The sequence below is a fragment of the Mucilaginibacter sp. genome (assembly GCF_028288105.1).
GTDB lineage: Bacteria > Bacteroidota > Bacteroidia > Sphingobacteriales > Sphingobacteriaceae > Mucilaginibacter.
The window spans coordinates 1-4980 of sequence record NZ_JAQBOI010000221.1 but is presented as its reverse complement, the minus strand read 5'-3'; the positions used below and the strand labels follow the sequence as shown (position 1 = coordinate 4980).

The 4980-nt window shown below is 40.7% G+C and carries 8 protein-coding genes and 1 pseudogene; 3 read left to right on the top strand and 6 right to left on the bottom strand.

All coding sequences use genetic code 11. The features are described from left to right. Both fusA and rpsJ read left to right on the top strand, forming a co-directional pair. Positions 1-338 (top strand): annotated as a pseudogene (gene fusA / locus JWQ85_RS15080) (elongation factor G); the annotation flags it as partial. A 134-nt stretch (positions 339-472) separates the two neighbouring features. Next, positions 473-778: a 30S ribosomal protein S10 gene (gene rpsJ, locus JWQ85_RS15075; protein ID WP_022830652.1), complete on the top strand. Its 306-nt coding sequence runs from the start codon at positions 473-475 to the stop codon at positions 776-778. A gap of 55 nt (positions 779-833) precedes the next feature. On the opposite strand, the gene JWQ85_RS15070 is transcribed toward rpsJ, so the two are convergent. From JWQ85_RS15070 to JWQ85_RS15045, 6 genes are all read right to left on the bottom strand, one after another. Next, positions 834-1661 carry a sialidase family protein gene (locus JWQ85_RS15070; RefSeq protein ID WP_299469402.1) on the bottom strand — a complete coding sequence of 276 codons (828 nt, stop codon included), beginning with the start codon at positions 1659-1661 and terminating at the stop codon, positions 834-836. Further along, positions 1606-2163: a hypothetical protein gene (locus JWQ85_RS15065; RefSeq protein WP_299469400.1), complete on the bottom strand. Its 558-nt coding sequence runs from the start codon at positions 2161-2163 to the stop codon at positions 1606-1608. The genes JWQ85_RS15070 and JWQ85_RS15065 overlap by 56 nt, the downstream gene beginning before the upstream one ends. A gap of 167 nt (positions 2164-2330) precedes the next feature. Continuing rightward, positions 2331-2738, bottom strand: coding sequence for a VOC family protein (locus JWQ85_RS15060; protein ID WP_299469398.1), 408 nt, complete (start codon positions 2736-2738; stop codon positions 2331-2333). Positions 2739-2835: 97 nt separating this feature from the next. Beyond that, positions 2836-3201: a glyoxalase superfamily protein gene (locus tag JWQ85_RS15055; RefSeq protein WP_299469396.1), complete on the bottom strand. Its 366-nt coding sequence runs from the start codon at positions 3199-3201 to the stop codon at positions 2836-2838. Beyond that, positions 3201-3641: a hypothetical protein gene (locus JWQ85_RS15050; protein WP_299469394.1), complete on the bottom strand. Its 441-nt coding sequence runs from the start codon at positions 3639-3641 to the stop codon at positions 3201-3203. Before JWQ85_RS15050 ends, JWQ85_RS15055 begins: the two co-directional genes overlap by 1 nt. A gap of 8 nt (positions 3642-3649) precedes the next feature. Then, complete coding sequence (locus JWQ85_RS15045; RefSeq protein ID WP_299469393.1) at positions 3650-4405, bottom strand: hypothetical protein; 756 nt, start codon at positions 4403-4405, stop codon at positions 3650-3652. 222 nt (positions 4406-4627) lie between these two features. Between JWQ85_RS15045 and JWQ85_RS15040 the strand changes: the two genes are divergently transcribed. Beyond that, positions 4628-4980, top strand: a 353-nt coding sequence (locus tag JWQ85_RS15040) for an NAD(P)-binding domain-containing protein (RefSeq protein ID WP_299469391.1), incomplete at its 3' end; no start/stop codon positions are given.

Genomic DNA, 4980 nt, shown 5'->3' with positions numbered 1-4980 from the left:
CTTATCGCGAGGCATTGCCACGTTGTAAACCGGTATTGTTAGAGCCGATCATGAAAATTGAGATCTTAACCCCTGAAGAAAACATGGGTGACGTTATTGGTGACATGAACCGTCGTCGTGGCCAGCTTTTGGGTATGGATAGCCGTGCAGGTGCACAAGTAATTAAAGCAACTGTACCACTTTCAGAAATGTTTGGTTATGTAACCCAGTTACGTACCATTACATCTGGCCGTGCTACTTCAACCATGGAGTTTGATCACTATGCTGAAGCGCCGCGTAACGTACAGGACGAAATTGTTGCTAAAGCAAAAGGCAGAAAAGCTGCTGGAAATAACTAATTGATGTGAAGATATGCAGATGTGCAGATATGCAAATATCATCCGCACATTTGCATATCCGCACGTCTGCACATAAATTAAAACCCGGTTAAGCCTAATAAATAGCTCTTAGGATAGCCATTAAAACAAACAAAATGAGCCAAAGAATCAGAATCAAATTAAAATCTTACGATTACAATTTGGTTGACAAGTCAGCCGAAAAGATCGTAAAAACAGTAAAGCCAACAGGCGCTGTAGTTAGCGGACCGCTTCCGTTACCAACCGAAAAGAAAATTTTCACTGTTTTGCGTTCACCACACGTAAACAAGAAAGCACGCGAGCAATTCCAATTATGTTCTTACAAACGTTTATTGGATATCTACAGTTCAAACTCAAAAACTGTAGATGCGCTAATGAAGCTTGAATTGCCAAGCGGTGTTGAAGTTGAGATCAAAGTATAACTGTACCGGAAGATCTATAAAAAAAGCCATTCTTGAAAAAGGATGGCTTTTTTAGTTAAATGTTAGGGCCCCGCATAATGTGATTGCCGGAAAAATAGAAGAACGCATGCTGTGGTATAAGTAAATACCAGTTTCTTTCAGACGCGCTCCCTATCAAATTAAAGGTTGCTATGGTGCCATTATTGGCAATGCCTTGCGAAAAATTGCCATTTATAAAACGTCGTATTAAGCTTGGCCCCCCAAAGCTGTCAAAATAATATATGTTACCGTCGTCTTCGGCCTTCATCACATATACAAAACTATTAACCTTTGCATAAGGCATAAAAGTTTTGCCGTTGTCTTTGGATACAACGATGTTACTTGCTGCCTGGCCAGATGGGTCGGCATTTACAAATGTGCACTTATACATCCATCCGTTTTTATCTGTGCATATGGCTTCTAACTCCCGCACTTTTGGTTCTTCAACCCAGGTAACGCCCCCATCAACCGATTTATATAATGATGATAAAAAATCCATCACATATAGGTCGCCATTATTAAGCTCGATAGGGAAATTACAGCGTAGGTTTACGGGCAGGCCACTTTTTGAAACCACCCAGGTTTTACCTTTATCAGCAGATATGAATACACTGGCTTTTTGCCCGGTAATTATTAGCTTGCCATTTTTAGTGTAAACAATATCGGTTGGGAAATCTCGCTTGTCGAAACCAATTGGAGAAACGTCTTCCCATGTAGCACCCTCGTCTTTTGAGTATAACAATCCGTTGCCATTAGTTGCCGCAAATATCTCGTCTGTAGGGGTGGTTACTATTGCCGTAACGTAGTATTTAGACCCAAGGCCTTTTAATGGTAACCACGATATTGTCAGAATATCTAATAGCATTTTGCCCCGAGAAGCATGCGAGCAACCTTCCGGTTGATAACTGGCGGATGTCTAAAGGTAATGCATTTGGCGGTGTGCAGGCTGATGTCACATTGTTGATAGGATTTTTTAATGCAGTTGCCGTTACCGTAATAGAATCAATGCGCTTGCCTTTATTTATTACAACTGCACTGAGGCGTTGCTCCCCCTCATCAGCTGCCATTTGCCACATATATTTGCTGATACCATCGGCATTTGTTTGCTTCTGAACAATAAACTCATTGTTACAACCCGAAACCCTAAACTCAACAATGATATTTTTTGCAGGGCTGCCATCGGTACTCACTTTTACTGCTACACTGTCTTTTAAATCGACCCCAGTGAATGCTGATTGATCTTTGCCGCTAACTAAACTAATTTTTAAAGAGCCAACATCGGGCGCTGTTGTTATTGAAGGGCGATCTTTTTTACATCCGAAAATGCATATCGACAGTGAGATGAGTACTATTAAACGTTTGGTCATAATTGGTTTAAACGGAATATAAATTTACAGTTATACTCCGGCAATACAATAGGTTTTTTGAATGATAAAAGCCATCAATTATTTAATTGATGGCTTTTATCATTGATTTAATGCCGGACATGTTTGGCATATCTCAGGAAAATCAATTACATATTAATTATTACCCCTTATTGTTGCGGCGGCCCAGCCGGATCCATCCAAACGTATTCCCAAAGGTGGCCATCAAGGTCTTCAAAGCTGTGCTGGTACATCCATCCGTAATCCTGTTCTGGTTTAGGTATTACGCTACCGGCTGCAATGGCTTTGTTCACTATATCATCAACCGCTTCTTTACTTTCCATAGATAGAGCTATGGTGCATTCCTGCGCTTTGCTGGTATCCACAATGTCCTTTTTAGTAAAGCTCTGGAAGAAAGGTTCTACCAGTAACATTACGTAAATGGTATCGCTGATGATCATGCAGGTTGCATTTTCATCGGTAAACTGCGGGTTAAAAGTATAACCAAGTTGGGTGAAAAACGCTACCGACTTATTAAGGTCTTTAACGTGAAGGTTTACAAAAATTTGAGTTGCCATAGTTGTTGTGTTTATTTGTTCATCCAAAAGTACGGTCGTATACTGATATCGCAAATGTGTAAATACGACAAGTTAAGGGGGCGTTTGCGACTAATGATCAGGCAAAAGTTTCGGCGAATGTTAAACGGTTGCCAAAAGGATCGTAAACCGTAGTTTCGATAGCATTTTTATTCCACTCGGGTATTTCCAAACCCGGGCGGTTATATTTGTACTCCTTGTTCAGCAATTGCTGATGGTATAATTCTAAACCAACAAAGTTTTCGATTCGGATATGCGAGCCGGGACTGGCATCGCCATGATGTTCAGAAAGGTGCAACTGCATATCCTGCAAGGATATTTGCATGTATATGGGGGCATTGCCGGGCTTGTATTCCCAATCAATCTTAAAGCCAAGCCAGTTTATGTAAAACTCAACGGCTTTATCATAATCAAATATCCGGAGTATAGGTGTTATGGTAGCCATTAGTATTCCTCCTTATTCGCTAAAAAATCAAGCCAAACACCTTCCAGTTCATCAACCAAATGCGGCCTTATAGATATGCCGGAGGCTTGTGGCGACCAGGTTTGTTCGGCAAGGTTACCGGTTTTTAAAATATCAAAAGTGAGTATGCGCTCTTTATCAGGATTTAGCAATACATCAATACTGATGTTAATGCGGTGATAGATCCGCCCTTTGCGTGATGCCAGATAAGGCTCAGCCTCGATTGTACCCGACGCGAAAATCCCTTTCGGGTCTACCCCAAGCCGTACAATATAGGCCCTGTCACCGGGGCGGATAGTTTTATGGCTGGCAACACTCCAGTTATCAATTAGTTCGCCGGTTGCTTTAAGCTTTTTAATATCGGCATCAATATTTTCCCATTTAAATTTAATAGGGTTCCATCCAAAAAGATAGGCGTTCATATCAAAAGTTACCCATTCCCGGTTAGCTCATCCAGTTTATTACGTTCGGTTTGCAGTTCGCGGGCAAGTTTCTTTTCCTTTTCGTTGGCTTTGGTTTTGTAGGCCTTGTATTCTTCTTCCAGTTCGTTATAAAGCTTAATACGGTAATGAGCCTCGCGGCTGTGGCTGCCAGATCGGGCTATTACTATTGCAGCTATTACGCCAAAACCTATCACCAATCCCCACATTATTAAATTGTAGGTAGATTTAGAAAGTGGCACCCCTAACAGGTTTACTTCGTCAACTTTCGCTTTTGACTCAGCAAGGCTTTGGTCTTTTGTGGCCGACGATGCTTTTAACGTGTCAATAGTTTTAGTTTGTACTGCAAGTGTAGCACGGGCGTCGGCCAATTGCTTGCGCGTTAACTTAAGTGTATCGTTATAGTTTTTAAATAGTGCCGCTACCAATGGCTGCTGATAATTGTAGACTTTAGTTAACAGGTATTGATATTGGCCACGTAAGCTTTTATCTACCGGTGCAGCAGGGGCAACCGGGCGTTGTTGTACAGGTGTAATAGGTGAAGTTGCAGTATTGCTGGGTGTTTGTACTGCAGGTGTAACAGGTTTTTTATATGAAGTTGGTTTTGTAACAGACGGATTTGGTTTTACAGCGGTAGTTTTTACCGTAGTAGTTTTTTTTGTTGAATCTTGAGCATAACTAAAGCCTGCATTACCTAAAATAAGCAATACTAAAGTAAGTGTTCGTAATTTAAAAAGCTTCATCATATAAATATTAAGTTCGGGGGGAGGTTAAGGTCTTTATTAACTAAACCATTACTCCACTTAAACGTAGTAATTTAATTAAAAGTTTGTAAATATTGTTTAGATTAATGCAAACGTCAATATCATCTTTACAATAGCCACTTTAAAAGCATTAAAATTTGTTAATTAGATATAATAATAGCGTGTAATTATCAAAAGCATATATTAGCCTTTTTAATTTATACTATGCGCATAGGTATTATAGGTTTGGGTGATATGGGCAAATTGTACGCCAAAGCTTTTTCAAAAGCGGGTTATACTGTTTGCGGTTGTGATATGCCCGTTAACCGCGAACGTTTAGAGGATGAACTTAACCCATTAGGGATTACCCTGATGGATGATGGTAAAGATGTATCGCGTGTAAGCGATCTTATCATTTATTCGGTTGAGGCGGATAAGCTGGAACAGGTGGTGGCCCAATACGGCCCTGCAACTAAGTACGGTGCTATTGTGGCCGGGCAAACATCTGTTAAACATCCCGAGATTGCCATTTTTGAAAAATACTTACCTGCCGATGCGCAGATCATCACCTTCCACGC

Coding starts and splice junctions, on each gene's coding strand:
- rpsJ (WP_022830652.1), top strand. CDS start 473: ATGAGCCAAAGAATCAGAATCAAATTAAAATCTTACGATTACAATTTG.
- JWQ85_RS15070 (WP_299469402.1), bottom strand. CDS start 1,661: ATGCTATTAGATATTCTGACAATATCGTGGTTACCATTAAAAGGCCTT.
- JWQ85_RS15065 (WP_299469400.1), bottom strand. CDS start 2,163: ATGACCAAACGTTTAATAGTACTCATCTCACTGTCGATATGCATTTTC.
- JWQ85_RS15060 (WP_299469398.1), bottom strand. CDS start 2,738: ATGGCAACTCAAATTTTTGTAAACCTTCACGTTAAAGACCTTAATAAG.
- JWQ85_RS15055 (WP_299469396.1), bottom strand. CDS start 3,201: ATGGCTACCATAACACCTATACTCCGGATATTTGATTATGATAAAGCC.
- JWQ85_RS15050 (WP_299469394.1), bottom strand. CDS start 3,641: ATGAACGCCTATCTTTTTGGATGGAACCCTATTAAATTTAAATGGGAA.
- JWQ85_RS15045 (WP_299469393.1), bottom strand. CDS start 4,405: ATGATGAAGCTTTTTAAATTACGAACACTTACTTTAGTATTGCTTATT.